The organism is Noviherbaspirillum phoenicis, assembly GCF_047237965.1.
Classification (GTDB): domain Bacteria; phylum Pseudomonadota; class Gammaproteobacteria; order Burkholderiales; family Burkholderiaceae_D; genus Noviherbaspirillum_A.
Map to the genome: position 1 here is coordinate 1,510,987 of NZ_JBDFLX010000001.1, position 18,386 is coordinate 1,529,372.

An 18,386-nucleotide genomic window follows, 5' to 3' on the forward strand; every position below is an offset into this window, starting at 1 on the left:
CACCGTCCTGACACGCTGCCTGTTGTTTTAGCAGGCCGGAGACAGTGGTAATGCGAAACAACGACAAGCCGAGTGCTGCTGAGCCTTTTCAGTTAGCGTTGTTGCATGACGGGCCGGAAGGCGGCATCGGGTAAGCAAATGCATGCTTTTCTCCCGGCATGCCAGGCAGGCATGAAACTATGGTGAATGTCGGGTGGAGATGTTCGCCCACCCGGCTGGCTACTCCATCAACGAAGCTTCAACCGTCTATGGCAATCACCCCGTCCCCGCCCTGCTCCAGCGCGCTGACCATCTGCGCCCGCCGCACCAGCACGGCGGACTGGTTGATATAGCCCTTGTCGGTGATCTCGCCGGCGTCCACCGATGCCGGCTCGCTCATGAGCAGCGCGCGGCTGGCATAAGTTGAACTGCCGCCGCCAAGCTGTCGCATCGCCTGCAGGCCCTGCCGCACCTTGCCACGCACCACCGGATGCGACAGCGCCTCCGCCGCCGGCGCATCGACCGGCAGGCCGGCCAGCGCGCGGCAGGCCGGCAGATTGGCGAACACCAGAAAGCCGATCTGCTCGCCATCATGGCCGGTCACCACGATGTCCTGCGCCACCGGCGCCAGCAGTTCGATGCCCTTGATGCGCACCGCGCCCACATTGACCCAGGTGCCGCTGGAGAGCTTGAAGTCTTCCGCCACGCGGCCGTCGAACACCAGCCCTGCTTCCGGATTGCCCTCGTCGGCAAAGCGTACTGCGTCGCCGATGCGGTAATAGCCTTCCTCGTCGAAGGCCCTGGCGGTCAGCTCCGGCTGGTCGAGGTAGCCGGGCGTGACATTCGGGCCGCGCACCCGTATTTCCAGCTTGCCGCCGGCCGGCAGCAGCTTCAGTTCCACGCCGGGTGCGGGCAAGCCGATCACGCCCGAGCGCGGCGCCTGGTAATGGCAGTCGGTGGCCAGCGGCGCGGTCTCGGTCGAGCCCCATGCGGTCACCATGGGCACCGGCTGTCCGGTTTCCTGGATCGACAGCGCGATCAGGTCTTCCCACAGGTTCTGCGGCAGGGCCGAGCCGGCATAGAACATCAGCTGCAGCCTTGAAAAGAAATTGCGGCGCAGCGCGGCATCAGTACGCAAGGCCGACACCAGCATGTCGAAGCCGCGCGGCACATTGAAGTACAGCGTCGGCGCGATCTCGCGCAGATTGGCGATGCTGGCGTCGAACAGGCCGGGCGCCGGCTTGCCGCCATCGATATACAGCGTGCCGCCATGGCGCAGCACGAGGTTGAAGTTGTGGTTGCCGCCGAAGGTGTGATTCCAGGGCAGCCAGTCGACGATCACCGGCGGCGTATCAGCCAGGAAGGGCCAGAGCTGGGCCTTGGCCTGCTGCGAGGCGCACAGCATGCGCTGGGTATTGATCACGCCCTTGGGCTCGGCGATCGAGCCGGAGGTGAACAGGATCTTGGCCACCGTATCCGGGCCAACCAGCGCATGCCGCGCGTCCACCGCGGCCTCGTCCTCATGCGCCAGCAGGCTGGAAAACGGCTGCGCGCCGACGGGCACGTCGCCATCGTCCGCCACTACCAGCGCCGCCTGGTGCAAGCCCTCGATGGCCGCCAGCGCGGCGCCGTAGCGCTGCGCCGACGCCGCATACAGCAGGCCGGGTTGCAGGCGCGACACCAGCGAGCGCAGCTTGGCATGGTCGCGCGACATCAGTGAATACGCCGGCGACAGCGCGGCATACGGTATGCCCACGTGCAGGCAGGCCAGCATCAGCAGCGCATGCTCGATGCCGTTGTCCGACAGCACCGCCACGGGTCGCCCTTCAGGCAGGCCCATCCGCAGCAGGCTGGCGGCGATGCACCTGACCTGTTGCCGCGCCTGTCCATAGCGCAGTTCACGCCACGCGCCGTCGGCGCCGCGCTCGGCCAGGAACATCCGCTGCGGCGCATTGTCGGCCCAGTGTTCCAGGTCCGCGCCGACGCAGCGCGGATAGGCCTGCAGCGGCTGCGGCGAAGACAGCAGGATCGCGCCGTCTTCGCGCCGTGACAGCCGCACCTGCGGCGCGGCGAACAGCTGCGCCGGGTCGCGTGATGTGATCACGGTGGCCATGTCAGCCTCCTATTTGGCGTCGCCCAGCAGCTTCCATTCGCCCTTGTCGATACGCACCAGCACCCGGGCCCGGTCGTCGTGGCCGTAATGGTTGGTCGGGCTCATGTTGAACACGCCATGCGCGCCCACCACTTCCCGTCCCGACTCGATAGCGTCGCGCAGCGCCTGGCGGAAGGCCGGCGTGCCCGGCTGGCCGCTCTTGAGCGCGGTCGGCACCGCGGCCTCGAACAGCTTGTAGGCATCGAGCATGTGCGCGCCAAAGGACGACACCGTGCCGGCGCCGTATTTTTCCTCGTACTGGCGGGTGTATTCAACGCCGACCTTCTTCGACGGATGGCTGTCGGGCAGCTGCGCCGCCACCACCACCGGCCCCACCGGCAGCACCGCGCCTTCCACCGCCTTGCCGCCCACGCGCATGAATTCCTTGTTGGCCGCGCCATGGCTCTGGTAGATCTTGCCCTTGTAGTTGCGCTCGGCCAGCGCGGTCTGCGGCAGCGCCGCCGGGGTGCCCGAGCCGGCGATCATGATCGCGTCCGGGTTGGCCGCGACCAGCTTGACGACCTGTCCGGTGACGCTGGTGTCGGTCCGGTTGTAGCGCTCGCTGGCCACCACCTTGATGCCGGCCGCTTCCGCCGCCTTGGTCATCTCGCGCGCCCAGCCTTCGCCATAGCCGTCGGCAAAGCCGATGAAGCCCAGCGTCTTGACGCCGGCCGCCTTCATGTGGCTGGCCAGCGCCTGCGCCATCAGCGCATTGTGCTGCGGCACGACGAAAACCCAGTTCTTCTTCGCGTCGGCCAGTTCCACCGGCGCCAGCGCAATCTGCGGCGTCTTGGTTTCGCTGGCGACTTCGGCAATGGCCAGCGCGGTAGGCACCGCCGATGAGCCGAAGATGATGTCGGCATTGTTCTCGGTGACGAACTTGCGGGCGTTCTTGTTGGCTTCGGTCGGATTGGTGGCGTCGTCGAGAATCACGTAGTTGATCTTCTGCCCCGCCACGCTGGTGGGCAGCAGCGCCGCCGTGTTCTTCTCCGGTATGCCCAGGGAAGCCGCCGGGCCGGTGGCGGATACGGAAATGCCCACCGTGATGTCGGCCCACGCCGGCAGCGCGGCGAAGGCAAGGGTGATGGCGGCGGCGATACGGTTTGCTGATGTCATGCTGGTCTCCTCTGTCGTTGTTTTATAAGGTGTGACTGCTCAGGCTGGTCGCTTGCGGCTAGCCTGGTGATTCGGGTGACGGCCGGCGCAGCACCGACATCGTCAGGCGCGACACGCATACCAGCGCATCGGCCTCGTTGGTGATATGGATCTGCCACACATGGGTGGACTTGCCGATGTGCAGCGGACGCGCGGTGCCGGTGACCCAGCCGCTGCTGGCGCCGCGCACATGGTTGGCATTGATGTCCAGGCCCACGCAATAGAATTTTTCCTGGTCCACGCACAGGTTGGCGGCGCAGCTGCCGACCGACTCGGCCAGCAATACCGAAGCGCCCCCATGCAGGATGCGAAACGGCTGCACCGTGCGGGCGTCGACCGGCATGCGCGCGGCCAGCCAGTCGTCGCCGATGGCGCAGAACTCGATGCCCAGATGGCCTTCGGCGGTGTCCACATGCCGCTCTCTCAGGTCTTCCAGCGTGAATGACTTTTTCCAGATGGCCATGTGGCTCCCTTGATCGTGTCCAGCGGTTCAGCAGTTCAGCGGTTCGGCGTGGCGGCCAGCGACTGCTTGTCGAAGCCGGCCAGGCGCTTGTAGCGTTGCGAGATGGCTTCCCGCTCGGCATACGGAATCACCTCGTCGATGCTGGAAAAGCCGTTGGGCGCCCTTTCCTCGGCCATCTGCATCACCTGCTCCGGTCCGTTCATGCGGTTGCGCAGCACGATGCCGGCGGTGCGCGGCAGCCGCTCGGCCTCGTACTCCTTCAGCGCATACAGCAGGCTGCTGCGTCCGGCGCCGCAATCGGCCAGGCAGTCGGCCAGGTAACGGGCATCGAGGATCGCCTGCGCGCTGCCATTGGAGCCGATCGGGTACATCGGATGGGCGGCGTCGCCCATCAGCGTGACCCGGCCCACGGTCCAGCGCGGCAGCGGGTCGCGGTCCACCAGCGGGAATTCGTAGATGGTGGCGGCCCCTTCGATGATGGCCGGGATGTCGATCCAGTCCCATTTCCAGTCGGCGAATGCGGGCGCGAACACCGAGCGGTCGACCCGCTTGTTCCAGTCGGTCGGCGGCGGCGCGCCGTCCGGCACCCGCAGCTCCGCGATCCAGTTGATCAGCGAGCGGCCCTGCTGCCGCAGCGGCTCGGAAATCGGATAGGCCACGAATTTCTGGTCCTGGTGCCCCGCCATGAACATCGAGCGGCCATCCATGAACGGCTGGGTCTCGGTGATGGCGCGCCACAGCATGCGCCCGGAAAAGCGCGGCTCGTCGCCGACCGGATGCAAGAGGCGCCGCAGCACCGAATGGATGCCGTCGGCGCCGACCAGCACGTCGGCCCGGGTTTCCACCAGCGCATTGTCGGCGCGGCGCCGCAGGCGCGCCACCACGCCGCCGTCGTCCTGTTCGAACGACTCCAGCGTATGGCCCTGATGCACCAGGCCGGCGCCGATGCGCTGCGTGGCGGCCCGCAGCAGCGCCATCTGCAGCGCGCCGCGATGGATGGAGAACTGCGGCCAGTCATAGCCGGCGGCGCGGCCGCGCGGCTCGGCCCAGATCTGCTGTCCGTGCCGGTTGTAATAGGCCAGCTGCGAGGTCTTGATGCCGATCTCGGCCAACGTGTCTTCCAGCCCGAGTTCGGATAGTTCCTTCACTGCATGCGGCAGCAGATTGATGCCCACGCCCAGCGGCTTCAATTCCTCAACCGCTTCCCATACTTCAGCCTCGATGCCGCGCTTGTGCAGCATGAGCGCCAAGGCCAGCCCGCCGATGCCGGCGCCGGCTATTGCAATCTTCATAGTCATCCCCTGATCTGGCACGCCAGTTTCCCTGGTCGCGTCGCCGCTATGGCGGTAGTGCGGCCGATTCTATAACACAAGTGTGCGTCATTCGCCCTAAACAGACTAAAGCGGAGGGACATCGCCGATTTTTGAACGATGTTACAATGTTGCCTCAAATCATTATTCATATCTGCGATCGCGAATGGATTCCTCCTTGCCCTATCTGACCGGCAGCTACCATCCGGGTCTCGTGCTCCTTTCGGTTGCGGTTGCCATGATGGCTTCCTATACCGCGCTCAACCTGACCGGCCGGGTGACCGAGACCGAAGGGCGCACCAGCCTGCTCTGGCTGGCCGGCGGCGCGGTGGCAATGGGCAGCGGCATCTGGGCCATGCACTTCATCGGCATGCTGGCCTTTTCCTTGCCGATCCGCGTGAGCTATGAGATCAAAACCACCCTGCTGTCGCTGCTGGTGGCGATCGGCGTATCCGCCTTCGCGCTGCGCATCGTCACCCGGCCTACCGTACGCACGCCGCATTTCCTGATCGGCGGGCTGCTGATGGGACTGGGCATCTGCGGCATGCACTACATGGGCATGCATGCCATGCGGATGGACCCGGCAATTCACTACGACACCGCCGGCTTCCTGGCATCGGTTGCGATTGCCGTGGTGGCCTCGATCGCGGCGCTGTGGCTGGCCTTCACGCTGCGCGCCGGCCATACCCTGGCGGCGCATGCGAAGAAGGCCGGCGCCGCGGTGATCATGGGCCTGGCCGTGATTGCGATGCATTACACCGGCATGGAAGCGGCGCGCTTCGATATGGCGAGCATCTGCATGGTCGACGGCGGCGTCGACGGCAACTGGCTGGCCGCGCTGGTCGGCCTGGCGTCGTTGTCGCTGCTGAGCATCACGCTGCTGCTGTCGGTGGTGGATTCGCGGCTGGCTTCGCGCACCGCCGGCCTGGTGAATTCCCTGAGCCATGCCAACCGGCAGCTGCACCACATGGCGCTGCATGACAGCCTGACCCGGCTGCCCAACCGCAGCCTGCTGGAAGACCGGATCTGCCAGGCCATCGCTTCCGGCGAACGCTCGGGCAAGGGCTTCGCGCTGATGTTCCTCGATCTCGACCGCTTCAAGACCATCAATGACTCGCTGGGCCATCATTACGGCGACAAGCTGCTGCAGGGCGTGGCCGAGCGCCTCGGCCAGGCGCTGCGGGCGCAGGACACCGTGGCGCGCCTGGGCGGCGATGAGTTCGTGGTGCTGCTGGCCGATGTGGCCGCGCCCGAGGTTGCCGCCAACGTCGCCCAGAAGCTGCTCGACCGGCTGGCCCTGCCGATCGAGGTGGAAGGCCAGGAGCAGACCGTGTCGGTCAGCATCGGCATCAGCCTCTACCCGGAAGACGGCAGCCAGTTGCGCGACCTGATGAGCAATGCCGACAGCGCGATGTACCACGCCAAGAAGATGGGCCGCGCCAACTTCCAGTTCTTCACGCCGCAGATGAATGCCGCCGCCGGCGCCCGCCTGGCGCTGGAGCGAGACCTGCGCCGCGCGCTCGACCTGGGCGAGTTCGAACTGCATTACCAGCCCAAGGTCGATGTCGAAAGCGGCGCGGTGCAGGCAATGGAAGCGCTGGTGCGCTGGCGCAGCCCGGAACGCGGCCTGGTGCCGCCGAATGAATTCATCCCGGTGGCCGAGGACATCGGCCTGATCATCCCGCTGGGCGCCTGGGTGCTGCGCGAGGCCTGCCGCCAGAACCGCGCATGGCAGCTGGCCGGCCTGGCGCCGCTGCGGGTGGCGGTGAACCTGTCGGCCTACCAGTTTGCCCAGAACAATCTGCCCGACTTCATCGCCAGCGTGCTGGCCGACACCGGCATGGCGGCGAGCTGCCTGGAACTGGAGGTGACGGAAAGCGTGGTGATGCACAACCCGGCCGAAGCGGCGCAGATCCTGGAGCGGCTGCATGCGCAGGGCATCCATATCTCCGTGGACGACTTCGGCACCGGCTATTCCAGCCTCAGCTACCTGAAGCAGTTCCGCCTCGACACCCTGAAGATCGACCGCTCCTTCGTGCGCGACATCAGCTCGGATGCCGACGACGCCGCCATCGTGCGCTCGGTGATCGCGCTGGCCCATAGCCTGCGGCTGCGGGTGATCGCGGAAGGCGTGGAAACCGACGAGCAGCTGGCCTACCTGCGCCAGCTGGGCTGCGACCAGTACCAGGGCTACCTGAGCAGCAAGCCCCTCCCCGCGGCGGAATTCGAGGCGCTGCTGCGCGCCGGGCAGGCGGCGGAGCCGAAGGCGGCCTGATGCAACATGGCGGGCTGGGCGGGCACCGTGCCGGCTCGGCTACCGCCCGCGTTTTTCCAGTCGCCCTTAGAATGACGCCCAGACCAGCATCCCGTCATCAAAAGGAGAACCATGGAGACCAGCCAGCCAGCAGCAGCGCACGTACTCGACACCGCCATCGCCCTTGCACCCGATAACGCAGGCGGCCCCGGCCGCTATCTCGGCCACACCAGCCCGGCCTATGGCAACATGGTCGGTCCGTTCGGCGGCACCATCGCAGCCACGCTGCAGAACGCGATCCTGCTGCACCCCGACAAGCTGGGCGACCCGCTCTCGCTGACCGTGCATTACGCAGCGCCCATTGCCGACGGCCAGTTCGAGGTGCAGGCCCGCCCATTGCGGACCAACCGCTCCACCCAGCACTGGATGGTGGAACTAAGCCAGCAGGGCCAGGTGGCCGCCTTCGCCACCGCCGTCACCGCGATCCGGCGCGACACCTGGGGCGCCACCGATGCCAGCTTCCCGCTGGCGCCGCCGCCGTCCAGCGTGGCGCAGGCGCCGGCCCATCCGCGCGCCGCCTGGACCGGCCGTTACGAGATGCGCTTCATCGCCGGCGGCATGGGCCCGGACCAGAGCGACGCCAGCGGCCATCCGTCCGAAACCCGGCTCTGGATCCGCGACCAGCCGCCACGGCCGCTCGACTTCCCGGCGCTGGCATCGATCTGCGACGCGTTTTTCCCGCGCATCTTCCTGCGCCGCGCCAGCTGGACCCCGGCCAGCACGGTCTCGCTGACCACCTATTTCCATGTCGATGCGGCGCAACTGGCGGCACAGGGCGACGCGCCGCTGCTGGCGGTGGCCCGCGGCCAGCACTACGGCAAGGGATTCTTCGATCAGAACGCGGAGATATGGAGCGCCGGCGGCGTGATGCTGGCAGCCAGCCACCAGGTGGTGTACTTCAAGGAATAAAGGCAGGGAGTCTGCGCGGCGGAAGGGTCGGCGGCCGCCTGCCTGCACGGCCGCCGCAGCAGCGCATCAGAGCTGCGCGACCAGCGTTTTGGAACGGCGTGACGGCTTGGCGTGGCGCGTGGCCTTGCGCTTGGGCGCCGGCGTTGCCGCGGCTTCCATCAGGGGCTCGCCGCGCACCAGGCGATGCAGGTTCATCGCGTCGGCGGTGCGGATCACCGACTCGCGGGCATTGAGCAGCACCATCACGGTGGAGCGGCCGGCCGCCTTGACCCGCATCACCAGGCAGCGGCCCGCCTCGCGGGTGAAGCCGGTCTTGGACAGGCGGATATCCCAGGCGCTGTTGCCGACCAGGCGATTGGTATTGCGGTAATGGGTGGCCGCGCCCTCGACGTCGATCAGGTCGGCCGACGAGGTGGTCAGGCGCTCGATCTCGGGGTACCGTCCGGCCGCCGTCACCATTCTCGCCAGGTCGGTGGCGGTGGAGGTGTTGTGCGGCGACAGCCCTGTGGGCTCCTCGATATTGGTGCGGCGCAGGCCGAGTTCCATGGACTTGTTGCGCACCGCCTGGCGGAAGCCGTCCAGCCCGCCCGGATAGGTGCGCGCCAGCGCGAAGGCGGCGCGGTTGTCCGACGACATCAGCGCCAGTTCCAGCAGCGTGCCGCGCGAGAAGGTGGCGCCCACCGGCACCCGGGAGGAACTGTGTTTCAGGGTATCGACATCCTGCTCGCTGATCGTGACCGGCTCCTGCAGGTCCAGCCCGGCATCGAGCACCACCATCGCTGTCATCAGCTTGGTGAGAGACGCGATCGGCACGATGTCGTTCGCATTCTTTTCGAGCAGCACAGCGCCGCTGTCCTCGTCGATCAGAAGCGCATGCCGCGAACCCAGCGATACCGCGCTGGCCGATACCGTGAAGCTCAACAAGGCCGTCACCAATGCTGTCTTGATCATTGCCGCACCATAATTGTCCAAAAGAAAGAATGATATAGAGAAATTGGGTGCGATTATGAAATAAATAGTTCGATACCAATAAAAATTTTCAGCCAGGTGTTGGGCATCAATCGAATTCGGCGCAGTCGAACGGGCTGCTCGGGCCATGGCGGTACGTACCGGATCAAACATTGGCCTGCTGTGCGCTGACATGGCCGGTTTGCTTGCCTAGAATCGGGCTATCGGCATTTTTCTTTTTGCAACGATTATCTTCATGCCGTCCAACGACATCGCTTCTCCCCTGCTCCTGCATTCCAAGGCCCCGGCTGTTACCCAGCGCATTGCCAATCCCATCAATTTCATCCTGCTCGGCGTGGTGTATGCGAGCTGGGCCGCCCGGGTGCCGGCAGTGCGGGACGCACTGCAGCTGGATGCGGCCGAACTGAGCTTTGCGCTGCTCGGCGGCGGCGCCGGCGCGGTGCTGTCGTTTCCGGTGGCGGCCGGCCTGGTGCGCTGGCTGGGTGCGCGGCTGGCCTCCTGCACTGCCGGCCTGACGATGATGCTGTCACTGCTATGTATCGCGCTGTCGCCGTCGCTGCCCTGGCTGGCCGCCTCGGTGTTCCTGTTCGGCGCGTCGACCAGCTGTTTCGACGTCTCCATCAATGCGCTCGGCGCCGTCAGTGAAAAGGCTGCCGGCCGCTCCATCATGTCCATGCTGCATGCCTGGTTCTGCGCCGGCGCGCTGGCCGGCGCCCTGCTCGGCAGCGCGGCGGCCAGCGCCGGCCTGCCGGTGCTGCAGCATTTCACCCTGATCGCCCTGCCGCTGGCGGCACTGCAGCTGGTCAACAGCCGCTGGCTGCCGCGCGACGAGGCCGGAGCGTCATCCCATGCGCCGCTGTATGCGCTGCCGCATGGCCCGCTGGCGGTGCTGGGCACGATCGGCTTTTTCGGCGCGATGGCCGAAGGGTCGGTGGGCGACTGGAGCGGGGTTTATCTGAAGGACATCCTGCATGCCGCCGACGGCATGGCGCCGCTCGCCTTCGCCGGATTCACCGGCATGATGCTGTTGGCCAGGCTCTTCTGCGACCGCCTCAAAGACCGCTTCGGCGCGCGCCGTGTGGTTGCCTGCAGCGCGCTGTGCGCGGCCGCCGGCCTGGGCCTGGCGACGGCGGCGCTGAACCTGCCGCTGACGCTGGCCGGCTTTGCGCTGACCGGCGCCGGCCTGGCCGCGGTCTTCCCCTTTGTATTCAGCGCCGGCGGCCGCCATGGCCCGACCGCGCTGGCAGGCGTTGCGACGCTGAGCTACAGCGGCAGCCTGCTGGGTCCGCCCGTGGTCGGCATGATCGCCCACAGCCAGGGCATGCAGGCCGCGATCGGCTTCCTGGCCCTGGTCTGCGTCATCATTTCGCTGGCGTCGCTGAAGGCGTCGGCGCTGGACTAGCCAGACAACACGAATTCCACTGATACAGGCAACGGAGTCATTTTCATGCTTACCCAAGACCTGCCCGACAGGGCCCTCTCCGACATCCCCGCCACCACCTACGGCGCCACATTGCTGGCGCCCGACCTGACCAGCTTCCGGTTCTGGGCGCCCAACGCCGGCCGGGTCGACATCGTGCTGAACCATGGCGAGCGCAGCGTTGCGATGCGCTCGCTGGCCGACGGCTGGTTCGAGGCCATCGTCGACTGCGGCGCCGGCACCCGCTACATGTTCTGCCTGGACGGCGAGCTGCAGGTGCCGGACCCGGCCTCGCGCGCCCAGGAAAGCGATGCGCATGGCCCCAGCGTCGTGATGGACCCCGGCAGCTACCAGTGGCGCGACCGCGACTGGCGCGGCCGGCGCTGGGAGCAGACCGTGCTTTACGAACTGCATGTGGGCGCCTGCGGCGGCTTTGCCGGCGTGACGGAAATGCTGCCGGCGCTGGCGCGGCTGGGCATCACGGCGGTCGAGTTGATGCCGATCGCCGCCTTTCCCGGCAGCCGGAACTGGGGCTACGACGGCGTGCTGCAATACGCGCCCGAAGCCAGCTATGGCACGCCCGACCAGTTGAAGGCGCTGGTCGACACCGCGCATGCGCTCGGCGTGCAGGTATTCCTGGACGTGGTCTACAACCATTTCGGGCCGGACGGCAACTACCTCAATGCCTATGCCCGCTCCTTCTTCCGCCACGACGTCGACACGCCCTGGGGCGCGGCGATCGATTTCAGGCGCGCGGAGGTCAAGGAGTTCTTCGTCCAGAACGCGCTGTACTGGCTCAATGAATTCCATATCGATGGCCTGCGCATGGATGCGCTGCATGCAATCAACGAGCAGGAATGGCTGCCCGAGCTGGCCAGCGACATCCGCGCCCGGGTTGCCTCCAACCGCTGCGTCCACCTCGTGATGGAGCACGAGGACAATGCGGCCCACCTGATGCCGTCGGCATTCAACGCGCAGTGGAATGACGACGGCCATCATGCGCTGCACGTGCTGCTGACCGGCGAGACCGAAGGCTATTACGCCGACTATGCGGAAGACACCGCGGCCAAGCTGTGCCGCTGCCTGGAACAGGGCTTCATCTACCAGGGCGAGCCGTCGCCGCACCGCAAGGGCGTGGCGCGCGGCCAGCCCAGCGGCCACCTGCCGCCCTCGGCCTTCGTGCTATTTCTGCAGAACCACGACCAGATCGGCAACCGCGCCTTTGGCGAGCGCCTGACCACGCTGACCCGCCCGGCCGCGCTGCGCGCCGCAATGGCCCTGCTGCTGCTGTCGCCGCAGATACCGCTGCTGTTCATGGGCGAGCCGGTGGGCGCCACCGAGCCGTTCCGCTATTTCACCGACTACAGCGACGAGCAGCTGGCCGAGTCGGTTCGGGAAGGCCGGCGCAGCGAGTTCGCCGCATTCGAAGCCTTCGAGGACCCGGAAACCAGGGCCGCGATTCCCGACCCGAACGACGCCGGCACCTTCGAAGCATCGATCCCTTCCACCATTACCGACACCGACCTCAGCGCCAACCGCCGGCGCTGGCTGAAGTGGACGCGCTCGCTGCTGGCCGCGCGGCATGCCCACATCATCCCGCGCCTGGCCGGCTGCAGCGCCGACCGCGCCCGGGTGCTCGGAAGCCATGCGGTGGAAGCGCGCTGGAAGCTGGGCGACGGCACGCTGCTGCAGGTTGCGGTGAACCTGTGCGACAGCCCCATCCCGTACGAGATGGATGCATTGCCTGGCGAGATCGAAGGCATGCTGCTGTTCGAAACCCCGGGCGCGCTGGAGGGCGCGCGGAACCGGGTGCTGCCCGGCGATGGCCTGATTGCCCTGCTGATACCCTCTGCGTCTGCGCAAGCCGGCGCCGGGCAAATCGATGTAGCCTGACTTCAACAGGAACTTGCCTAAGACACAAGGGTCACAAGGCCAATCACGGACTTACTTCAACCAGACTGCTCGATGCCGAACTTAAAACACAACGACACCGTCAGGCAGGTCGGCGGCGCCCTCCTCGCCACCGGCGCGGTGCTGGCGGCTTCCGCCCTCTACGCCAAGCTGCGCACCCGCCAGGCTGAACGCAACAATCCGCCGCAGGGCGAATTCATCGATATCGACCGCGTGCGGCTGCATTACATCGACCGCGGCACCGGCCCGGCCGTCGTGCTGGTGCACGGCAATGGCAGCATGATCCGGGATTTCGAGCTGAGCGGCATCGTCGACCGGCTCGCCCAGACCAACCGCGTGATCGTGTTCGACCGGCCGGGCTATGGCCACAGCGACCGTCCCGACTTCCGTAACTTCGACCCGCGCTCCCAGGCCGCGCTGCTGCGCCGGGCGCTGCTGCGGCTGCATGTCGAAGACCCGGTGATCGTGGGCCATTCCTGGGGCACCCTTGTGGCCTTGTGGATGGGCATCATGCATCCGAATGCGATCCGCGGCCTGGTGCTGGTGTCGGGCTATTACTATCCCTCGCTGCGGCTGGATGTGCCTCTCCTGTCGCTGCCGGCGGTGCCCTATCTGGGCACATTCCTGCGCTACTCGATCTCGCCGATGATGGGCCGCCTGATGTGGCCGCTGATCAAGCGCCGCATCTTCGGCCCGCCCTCCACGCCGGAGCCGTTTGCCTCGCAATATCCGGTATGGATGGCCTTGCGTCCCGGACAGCTGTATGCGAGCGCCAGCGAAACCGCGATGATGCAGGGCGCCGCCAGCGAACTGGCGCCGCAGTTCGATCGCCTGAAGGTGCCGGTGACGCTGGTTGCAGGCAGCGCCGACCGCCTGGTGTCGACCAAGGCCCAGACGCAACGGCTGCACAAGGCGATCCGCACCAGCAAGCTGCATCTGATCAAGGGCGCCGGCCACATGGTGCATCATGAAGCGCCCGATGAAGTCGTGATGGCCATCCGCGAAACGCTGAAGGAACCCGCGCCCAGCCAGCCCCGCCTGTCCGGCGCGGCCAACACGACTGCCCACGACCTGTACGGCACCCACAAGGGCATTTCACATGGCTGATCCGATTCTTCAGGTGGCGCTGCGCGCACTGGCTTCCGGCACCGTGGCCGGCATCACCACCGCCGCAACCGCGGCCGCCGCCGGCAAGCGCGAGGACAATTCCTATGCGGCGCCGATCAATGCCACCAGCCATATCGTCTGGGGCGACAAGGCCGCGGCGCAGGACGCCGCATCGCTGAAATACACGCTGACCGGCTTCCTGCTCAATCATGCGTCGTCCGTGTTCTGGGCGATGTTCTATGAAAAGCTGTTCGGCCGCCGCCGCCGCGTGCTGGGCGCGAAAGACAGCCTGGTCAAGCCCCTGCTGGGCGCGGCCGCCGTCAGCGCCGGCGCCTACCTGACCGACTATTACCTGGTGCCCAAGCGGTTCACGCCGGGTTACGAGAAGCGGCTCTCCGGCCAGTCCATGACCGCCATCTACGGCATGCTGGCGCTGGGCCTGGTGGCCTATGACCTGTTCGACGCCGCCAACGCGCGCCGCAAGGTGACCTACCCGCGCCGCGGTTAGAGCGCCTCCGGCCGGGAGCGGCCTACGGTTGCCGGGGCTCGCTTCCGGCAAGCGACTGCAGCAGCGCGGCCCGCAGTTGCCGGTAAAGGATGTCGGGCTGGTCGTCCGTCCTCATCTGCGACAGATTGAACAGTCCGTTTGCACCCAGTGTTTTCATCGCGGTGCGGATGCCCCGGGTGATCGCGCTCGACAGCATGCCCTCGTCTCTCAGCACTCCCCAGAACGGAATAACGCGCAGCGCCTTGTCCGCCTTGACGTACTTGAGAAGGTCGAACATGCGGCCGTCGTCGAAATGCACGCCACAGGCGATCATGTCGACATCCGGCGTCAGCGCCGCCTGCGCTTCCTGCAACGAAGTGCACATGACCAGGTCGAATTCGTCGCCCATCACTTCGCGCATCAGCCCGGCATCCTCAGGGCGGATGGCAACAACGATCCTGTATTTCATGCCTGCTCCTCATCGGTGTTCATGACGTCGACCGCGCGTCTTTCGACAGCCATGCAGGCGCGAGTGTAAATTCCTCGCGGCCCGATGTAAATCAGGATGATTGCTCAGACCTTCCGCAACGGCTGGCCGCAGGCGGGACCGGCGCGCTTGGCAATGCAGGCCCGCGGTGCATGCATGTGATCCGCCAAAAGAAAAAGGCCGGTTGACGATGTCAACCGGCCTTTCAAATTGTGGTGCCCACGGAGGGACTCGAACCCCCACACCTCGCGGCACATGGACCTGAACCATGCGCGTCTACCAATTCCGCCACGTGGGCTTCGCTTCGCGCTGCTGCCTGTTTCTGCTTCAGCGCTTGCGGAGAGCCAGAACTATATAGAACATACGGAACCCGGTCAATGCCTTGGCAACATAATTTTTCCAGTTGTACTGGCCCGGCCAGAATCCGTTGCGCTGCGCGCGCTCAATAAAAAACGCCGGACTTGATCCGGCGTTTCGAAGGCTCCAGGCGCAGCGCTTACTTGCTCTCGCCCTTCTTCATCCAGGCCGACAGCTGATGCGGGCGCAGGCCGTCATACTCTTCGAACGGCTGGTGAATCCAAGGGTTGGTGTCCAGGTACTGGAGGTAAAAGTCCGGGCGCACCGAGGAGCAGGCCTTGCACCAGATCACCGCCGACTTCACTTCCGTCACCGCCGGGAAGTTGCTCTTCAGATGCGACTGCACCTGCTCCAGCGTGACGCCGGAATCGACCAGGTCATCCACCAGCAGCACACGGCCCGACAGCGCGCCGCGGGTCATCGTGATGTGCTTGGCGATGTCCAGATTGCCGCGCACCGTGCCCTCTTCCTCGCGGTAAGAGCTGGTCGACAGGATCGCCAGCGGCACGTCGAAGATGCGCGAAAAGATATCGCCGGGACGCATGCCGCCGCGCGCCAGGCACAGCACGTGGTCGAAGCGCCAGCCCGACTCATGCACCATCAGCGCCAGCGCCTCGATGGCGCGGTGATAATCATCCCAGGAAACCCACAGGTCCTTGTCCGTAGAAACCGGCATTATTCTCTTCCTTCTTTGCAGACTTATTGAAACGGGTGGCGCAGCACGATGGTCTCTTCCCGGTCAGGACCGGTGGACACCATGTCGATCGGCACGCCGACCAGCTCCTGGATGCGCATGATGTAGGCGCGGGCATTGGCCGGCAGCGCGTCCATGGACTTGGCGCCAACGGTGGACTCGCTCCAGCCCGGCATCTCTTCATAGACCGGCTCGCAGCGGGCGGCATCCTCGGCGCCCGACGGGAAGATGTCGACCGTCTTGCCGTCGATGCGATAACCGGTGCACAGCTTCAGCGACTCCAGGCCATCCAGTACGTCCAGCTTGGTCAGGCACATGCCCGACACGCCATTGATCTGCACCGAACGCTTGAGCAGCGCGGCATCGAACCAGCCGCAGCGGCGGGCGCGGCCGGTGACCGTGCCGAATTCATGGCCAACGCTGGCCAGATGCTTGCCCACGCCCTGGTCGGTCGGCAACTCGGACGGGAAAGGACCGGAACCGACGCGGGTGGTGTAGGCCTTGGTAATGCCCAGGATGTAATGCAGCATGTTCGGGCCGACGCCCGAGCCGGCGGCGGCATTGCCGGCCACGCAGTTGCTGGAGGTAACGAAGGGATAGGTGCCGTGATCCACGTCCAGCAGGCTGCCCTGTGCGCCTTCGAACAGCAGGCTGGCGCCACCCTGGTAGGAGGCATGCAGCGCGCTCGAGACGTCGGTCACCATGGGCGCCAGGCGCGGCACGTCGGCCAGTGCGCGATCCAGCGTCTCCTGGTAATCGACAGGCTGGGCCTTGAGGTAATTGACCAGCACATGGTTGTGGTAGTCGAGGTTCTCGCGCAGCTTCTCGGCGAAGCGCTCGGCGTTCAACAGGTCGGCCACGCGGATCGCGCGACGCGCCACCTTGTCTTCATAGGCCGGGCCGATGCCCTTGCCGGTGGTGCCGATCTTGGCCGCGCCGCGTGCCGCCTCGCGTGCCGCATCGAGCGCGGTGTGGTAAGGCAGGATCACCGGGCAGGCTTCCGATACCTTCAGGCGCGACGCCACTTCCACGCCGGCCGCCTCGAGCTTGTCGATCTCGCGCAGCAGGTCGGGCACGGACAGTACCACGCCGTTGCCGATGTAGCAGGCCACGCCGTCGCGCATGATGCCCGACGGGATCAGCTGCAGCGCAGTCTTCTTGCCGCCGATGACCAGCGTATGGCCGGCGTTATGGCCGCCCTGGAAACGCACCACGCCCTGGGCATGATCGGTGAGCCAGTCGACGATCTTGCCCTTACCTTCATCGCCCCACTGGGTGCCGATGACAACCACGTTTTTTGCCATGCTATTTTGTGACATCACTAACCTAACGTTTTGAGATTCCAGTTTCCATCCTCGAGCACGATCGCGCGATCGTAATCGAACTCCTGCTGATCGGCCTCGTGGCCTGGCATGTGCTGGATGACGATTTCACCATCCGAGCGCAGTGCGGCGATCTTGCTGCGCAGCGCCGGGTCCCGGCTCCACGGCGCATGGATCGCCGCCCTGGGTTGCGCGCTTGGCAGCAGACGCGCCAGTTCACGCAAATCCATTGAAAAGCCGGTCGCCGGCCGGGCGCGGCCGAAGGCCTCGCCGACATGGTCGTAACGGCCGCCGCGCGCCACCGCGTTCGGCAGTCCCGGCACATAGAGCGCGAACATGGCGCCGCTTTCATACTGATAGCCTGACAAGTCGGCCAGGTCGATCGTGACGGCCGCATTTCCCGCCAGGTCGATCAGTGCTTCCAGTTCCTCCAGCGCGCGCAGAACGCCGGGCAATGCCGGCAGCTTCCGGCGCGCCAGCGCCAGCACCGAACGGTCGCCATACAGACCGGGCAAGGCCAGCAGCGCGTCGCGGGTGACAGGCTCGTAATCTTCCACCAGCACGGACAGGCCGGGCACGTCCTTGGCGCGCAGCAGCATCAGCAGCGCAGCCTCGTCCTCGCGGGCATTCTCGTCATGCTCGATCAGGCTGCGCAGCAGCCCGGCATGCGTCAGGTCCAGCCGCACCTCGTCGAAACCGGCAAGCGCCAAGGAGGCCAGCGCCAGCTCCTGGATCTCGGCGTCGGCTTCAAGCCCGGCGTGGCCATAGATCTCGGCGCCGATTTGCAGCGGTTCGCGGGTGGCATGCAGCCCGGACGGGCGCGTATGCAGCACGCTGCCGGCATAGCACAGGCGGGTGACGGAGCGACGGTTGAGCAAATGGGCGTCGATGCGGGCAACCTGGGTCGTCATGTCGGCGCGCAGGCCCAGCGTGCGGCCGGACAGCTGATCGACCAGCTTGAACATGCGCAGATTCATGTCGTGGCCGCCGACAGGCAGCAGCGAATCCAGGTACTCCAGCATCGGCGGCATTACCAGCTCGTAACCGTACAGCCGGAAGTTGTCGAGGATGGCGCGACGCAGTTCCTCGATCTTGCGTGCCTCGGAAGGCAGCACGTCGGCAATGTTTTCAGGAAGAAGCCAGTTAGGCATGAACGAAGAAGAGATACGTAAAAAGAGGAAAAACGGGTTCGACCTGCATGACAATGCCGACGGACCGATAACTCGGCGTCGGCATGGTGAACCGGGATTTCGTTAAAGCGGGCCCTGCATTTCAGCAAGGTCGAATGCCGGGCCGGCGGGTGCCGGCTCGGCCAAAGGCAGTATTGTTACCGAGACTAACGATTCGCGC

General features: G+C 66.0%; 15 protein-coding genes and 1 tRNA gene. 6 read left to right on the forward strand and 10 right to left on the reverse strand.

Annotated elements, in window-relative coordinates; genetic code table 11:
• Positions 1-238 precede the first annotated feature (238 nt).
• From ABC383_RS06820 to ABC383_RS06835, 4 genes are read right to left on the reverse strand one after another with little or no spacing between them, the layout of a single operon-like run.
• The gene (locus ABC383_RS06820) at positions 239-2,092 is read right to left on the reverse strand and encodes a feruloyl-CoA synthase (RefSeq protein ID WP_413012605.1); all 1,854 of its coding nucleotides are present in this window, start codon (positions 2,090-2,092) and stop codon (positions 239-241) included.
• A 9-nt stretch (positions 2,093-2,101) separates the two neighbouring features.
• Positions 2,102-3,247, reverse strand: coding sequence for an ABC transporter substrate-binding protein (locus tag ABC383_RS06825; RefSeq protein WP_413012606.1), 1,146 nt, complete (start codon positions 3,245-3,247; stop codon positions 2,102-2,104).
• 58 nt (positions 3,248-3,305) lie between these two features.
• Positions 3,306-3,749, reverse strand: a complete 444-nt coding sequence (locus ABC383_RS06830; RefSeq protein WP_413012607.1) for a hotdog fold thioesterase — start codon at positions 3,747-3,749, stop codon at positions 3,306-3,308.
• A gap of 35 nt (positions 3,750-3,784) precedes the next feature.
• Positions 3,785-5,041 (reverse strand): flavin-dependent oxidoreductase, encoded by a 1,257-nt coding sequence (locus ABC383_RS06835; RefSeq protein ID WP_413012608.1) that lies wholly within the window; start codon positions 5,039-5,041, stop codon positions 3,785-3,787.
• A gap of 184 nt (positions 5,042-5,225) precedes the next feature.
• On the opposite strand from ABC383_RS06835, the gene ABC383_RS06840 reads away from it, so the two are divergent.
• Positions 5,226-7,334 (forward strand): putative bifunctional diguanylate cyclase/phosphodiesterase, encoded by a 2,109-nt coding sequence (locus ABC383_RS06840; RefSeq protein ID WP_413012609.1) that lies wholly within the window; start codon positions 5,226-5,228, stop codon positions 7,332-7,334.
• Between the two features lie 111 nt (positions 7,335-7,445).
• Entirely contained in the window at positions 7,446-8,282 is an 837-nt protein-coding gene (locus tag ABC383_RS06845) for an acyl-CoA thioesterase (RefSeq protein WP_413012610.1), read from the forward strand.
• 66 nt (positions 8,283-8,348) lie between these two features.
• On the opposite strand, the gene ABC383_RS06850 is transcribed toward ABC383_RS06845, so the two are convergent.
• Positions 8,349-9,233 carry a D-alanyl-D-alanine carboxypeptidase family protein gene (locus ABC383_RS06850; RefSeq protein ID WP_413012611.1) on the reverse strand — a complete coding sequence of 295 codons (885 nt, stop codon included), beginning with the start codon at positions 9,231-9,233 and terminating at the stop codon, positions 8,349-8,351.
• A 253-nt stretch (positions 9,234-9,486) separates the two neighbouring features.
• On the opposite strand from ABC383_RS06850, the gene ABC383_RS06855 reads away from it, so the two are divergent.
• From ABC383_RS06855 to ABC383_RS06870, 4 genes are all read left to right on the forward strand, one after another.
• Positions 9,487-10,653: an MFS transporter gene (locus ABC383_RS06855; protein WP_413012612.1), complete on the forward strand. Its 1,167-nt coding sequence runs from the start codon at positions 9,487-9,489 to the stop codon at positions 10,651-10,653.
• A gap of 45 nt (positions 10,654-10,698) precedes the next feature.
• The gene (gene treZ, locus ABC383_RS06860) at positions 10,699-12,564 is read left to right on the forward strand and encodes a malto-oligosyltrehalose trehalohydrolase (protein WP_413012613.1); all 1,866 of its coding nucleotides are present in this window, start codon (positions 10,699-10,701) and stop codon (positions 12,562-12,564) included.
• Between the two features lie 72 nt (positions 12,565-12,636).
• Positions 12,637-13,689 carry an alpha/beta fold hydrolase gene (locus ABC383_RS06865; RefSeq protein WP_413012614.1) on the forward strand — a complete coding sequence of 351 codons (1,053 nt, stop codon included), beginning with the start codon at positions 12,637-12,639 and terminating at the stop codon, positions 13,687-13,689.
• Positions 13,682-14,197 (forward strand): hypothetical protein, encoded by a 516-nt coding sequence (locus tag ABC383_RS06870; RefSeq protein ID WP_413012615.1) that lies wholly within the window; start codon positions 13,682-13,684, stop codon positions 14,195-14,197. The genes ABC383_RS06865 and ABC383_RS06870 overlap by 8 nt, the downstream gene beginning before the upstream one ends.
• A 22-nt stretch (positions 14,198-14,219) precedes the next feature.
• On the opposite strand, the gene ABC383_RS06875 is transcribed toward ABC383_RS06870, so the two are convergent.
• The 5 genes from ABC383_RS06875 to ABC383_RS06895 all read right to left on the reverse strand — a co-directional run bounded on the left by ABC383_RS06875 (position 14,220) and on the right by ABC383_RS06895 (position 18,187).
• A complete protein-coding gene (locus ABC383_RS06875) occupies positions 14,220-14,645 on the reverse strand; it encodes a hypothetical protein (protein WP_413012616.1) in 426 nt (141 codons plus the stop codon).
• A 231-nt stretch (positions 14,646-14,876) separates the two neighbouring features.
• Positions 14,877-14,961, reverse strand: a tRNA-Leu gene (locus tag ABC383_RS06880).
• 198 nt (positions 14,962-15,159) lie between these two features.
• Positions 15,160-15,696 carry a phosphoribosyltransferase gene (locus tag ABC383_RS06885; RefSeq protein ID WP_194714810.1) on the reverse strand — a complete coding sequence of 179 codons (537 nt, stop codon included), beginning with the start codon at positions 15,694-15,696 and terminating at the stop codon, positions 15,160-15,162.
• 23 nt (positions 15,697-15,719) lie between these two features.
• On the reverse strand, positions 15,720-17,033 hold the full coding sequence (locus ABC383_RS06890) for an adenylosuccinate synthase (RefSeq protein ID WP_413012617.1): 1,314 nt from the start codon (positions 17,031-17,033) through the stop codon (positions 15,720-15,722).
• A gap of 2 nt (positions 17,034-17,035) precedes the next feature.
• Positions 17,036-18,187, reverse strand: a complete 1,152-nt coding sequence (locus tag ABC383_RS06895; RefSeq protein WP_413012618.1) for an ATP phosphoribosyltransferase regulatory subunit — start codon at positions 18,185-18,187, stop codon at positions 17,036-17,038.
• Between the last annotated feature and the right edge of the window lie 199 nt (positions 18,188-18,386).

Coding starts and splice junctions, on each gene's coding strand:
- ABC383_RS06820 (WP_413012605.1), bottom strand. CDS start 2,092: ATGGCCACCGTGATCACATCACGCGACCCGGCGCAGCTGTTCGCCGCG.
- ABC383_RS06825 (WP_413012606.1), bottom strand. CDS start 3,247: ATGACATCAGCAAACCGTATCGCCGCCGCCATCACCCTTGCCTTCGCC.
- ABC383_RS06830 (WP_413012607.1), bottom strand. CDS start 3,749: ATGGCCATCTGGAAAAAGTCATTCACGCTGGAAGACCTGAGAGAGCGG.
- ABC383_RS06835 (WP_413012608.1), bottom strand. CDS start 5,041: ATGAAGATTGCAATAGCCGGCGCCGGCATCGGCGGGCTGGCCTTGGCG.
- ABC383_RS06840 (WP_413012609.1), top strand. CDS start 5,226: ATGGATTCCTCCTTGCCCTATCTGACCGGCAGCTACCATCCGGGTCTC.
- ABC383_RS06845 (WP_413012610.1), top strand. CDS start 7,446: ATGGAGACCAGCCAGCCAGCAGCAGCGCACGTACTCGACACCGCCATC.
- ABC383_RS06850 (WP_413012611.1), bottom strand. CDS start 9,233: ATGATCAAGACAGCATTGGTGACGGCCTTGTTGAGCTTCACGGTATCG.
- ABC383_RS06855 (WP_413012612.1), top strand. CDS start 9,487: ATGCCGTCCAACGACATCGCTTCTCCCCTGCTCCTGCATTCCAAGGCC.
- treZ (WP_413012613.1), top strand. CDS start 10,699: ATGCTTACCCAAGACCTGCCCGACAGGGCCCTCTCCGACATCCCCGCC.
- ABC383_RS06865 (WP_413012614.1), top strand. CDS start 12,637: ATGCCGAACTTAAAACACAACGACACCGTCAGGCAGGTCGGCGGCGCC.
- ABC383_RS06870 (WP_413012615.1), top strand. CDS start 13,682: ATGGCTGATCCGATTCTTCAGGTGGCGCTGCGCGCACTGGCTTCCGGC.
- ABC383_RS06875 (WP_413012616.1), bottom strand. CDS start 14,645: ATGAAATACAGGATCGTTGTTGCCATCCGCCCTGAGGATGCCGGGCTG.
- ABC383_RS06885 (WP_194714810.1), bottom strand. CDS start 15,696: ATGCCGGTTTCTACGGACAAGGACCTGTGGGTTTCCTGGGATGATTAT.
- ABC383_RS06890 (WP_413012617.1), bottom strand. CDS start 17,033: ATGTCACAAAATAGCATGGCAAAAAACGTGGTTGTCATCGGCACCCAG.
- ABC383_RS06895 (WP_413012618.1), bottom strand. CDS start 18,187: ATGCCTAACTGGCTTCTTCCTGAAAACATTGCCGACGTGCTGCCTTCC.